This is a genomic window from Propioniciclava sp. MC1683 (assembly GCF_014164675.1).
Classification (GTDB): Bacteria; Actinomycetota; Actinomycetes; order Propionibacteriales; family Propionibacteriaceae; genus Propioniciclava.
Genome location: NZ_JACJFX010000084.1, coordinates 1 through 1,881, shown reverse-complemented (window position 1 = coordinate 1,881; position 1,881 = coordinate 1). Strand labels below are relative to the sequence as shown.

2 protein-coding genes are annotated in these 1,881 nt (G+C 61.8%); both read left to right on the top strand.

The window, feature by feature from the left end; translation table 11 throughout:
• The first annotated feature begins 71 nt into the window (after positions 1-71).
• Positions 72-1,237, top strand: a protein-coding gene (locus H5397_RS17295; RefSeq protein ID WP_182818977.1) for an IS3 family transposase whose coding sequence is annotated in 2 segments (ribosomal slippage) — positions 72-318 and positions 318-1,237 — 1,167 coding nt in all. Because the reading frame shifts where the segments join, the coding sequence is not laid out codon by codon here.
• The gene (locus H5397_RS17290; protein ID WP_182818979.1) at positions 1,180-1,539 is read left to right on the top strand and encodes an NAD(P)/FAD-dependent oxidoreductase; all 360 of its coding nucleotides are present in this window, start codon (positions 1,180-1,182) and stop codon (positions 1,537-1,539) included. Before H5397_RS17295 ends, H5397_RS17290 begins: the two co-directional genes overlap by 58 nt.
• Positions 1,540-1,881: the final 342 nt, after the last annotated feature.

The window sequence follows — 1,881 nt, the reverse complement described above, 5'->3', positions numbered from 1 at the left end:
TGAGGTGAGGGATTGTTTCCGGACCAAGAGCCCCCACCGGTAGAATCCGTGGGAGAAATGGAAGGGATCGAATGACCCGGAAGAAGTTCAGCCCGGAATTCAAGGCGGAGGCGGTTCGTGCGGTGATTGAGTCGTCGCGGACTGTTGCCGAGGTCGCGCGTGATCATGGTATCGGCTCGGAAACACTCAGGAATTGGGTGAATGCGTATCGGCGGGACCACCCGGATGAGTTACCGGAGATCAGCGAACCGGAGCGTGCTGAACTGGCACGGTTGCGTAAAGAGGTCCGCGAGTTGAAGGCCGAGCGGGAGTTCCTGGGAAAAGCGGCGGCCTTCTTCGCCAAAGAGTTCCGGTGACCGCGAAGTACGCGTTCATCAACAGCGAAGAAGGCAACTACTCGATCCGGAGCATGTGTCGGTGGGCGAGGGTGTCGCGGGCCGGCTACTACGAGTGGCTCAACCGGCCGGTCTCGGTGACCCAGCGGTGGCGCGACGAGCTCGGCGACATCATCGAGGTCCTGTTCGCCGACTCCGACGCCACCTACGGCCACCGACGGATCCATGCCGCCTTGGTGCGGGCAGGCAGGCCGTGTGACCCGCAGACGGTGCGTGCGATCATGGCCGAGCGCGGCTTGGTGGCTTGTCAGCCGCGCCGCAGCGGGCCCAGGACCACGATCCCGGCTGACGCGAAGGATCTGCCGGATCTGGTCAACAGGGACTTCACCGCCGACGAGCCCGGGCTCAAGCTGGTCGGCGACATCACCTACATTCCGACCTGGCAGGGGTGGGTGTATCTGGCCACCGTGCTGGACTGCTGCACGAAGAAGGTCGTCGGGTACGCGATGGCCGAGCACATGCGAACCGAGCTGGTCACCGACGCCCTGGCCATGGCGATCAGTAATGGCCATATCCGCAGCGGGGAGACGATTTTCCATTCGGATCGCGGGACTCAATACATGTCGGCCGAGTTTGCCGAGTTCACGCGCGCGGCCGGGATTGTTCGGTCGGTCGGACGGACTGGGATCTGCTATGACAATGCGTGGGCTGAGTCGTTCAATGCGACCTTGAAAGTGGAGCGGGTTCATCGGACCGTGTATCCGACTCGGCGGCATGCTATCCGGGATATTGCACGCTACATCGAGTTGCGTTACAATCAGAAACGGTTGCATTCCGCGCTTCAATATCGCACCCCGAACGAAGCAGAGCAGGACTGGTACGAAACCAACAAGGCAGCCTGAAACATGAATATCAAGCGGTCCGGATTCCATCCCGCAGCCCAGGTATCGACGTCGACGTCCGCTACCGCGACACCAGCGGCTGGTACTCCAACTACCGCATCGGTGAGACCACCGCGGCCACCAAGATCCTCATCGACCGATCCACGGATCGGATCGTCGGCGCACACCTGCTCGGCCCGGAGTACGGCGAACTGGTCAACTTCTTCGGCCTCGCCATGAAGCTCGAACTGACAACCCATCAACTGAAATCGATGACCGCCGCCTACCCCACCGTAGGATCAGATGTCGGCTCGATCCTCTGACCTAGAGGAGGCCTTGGTGGTCGCGGAGAAGTTCGGACCCAGGCAGCCCAACCACAGGAGAGAACCGGTTGGGTCGGAAGCGACACACGGCCGGCGTCTCGATCCTCCCGTTGAACATCCTGTATTGCCGCGCACCGTAGAGGGCTTGAGTCCGGCACGCAGGCCGTCCTGACGGCGACGGATGAGCCTGCTGGCGCCGAACACCACAGACATGTATTGTTTCTCGATAACATCGAGAATCGATAAGGGGCGCTGTGTTGGAGACCTTGGATCAACGAAGGACGGGCGGCGGCAGGATCGGCGCGGTTCGGGTCCTGCTCGTGATGGTCGCCGTGGTCGTGG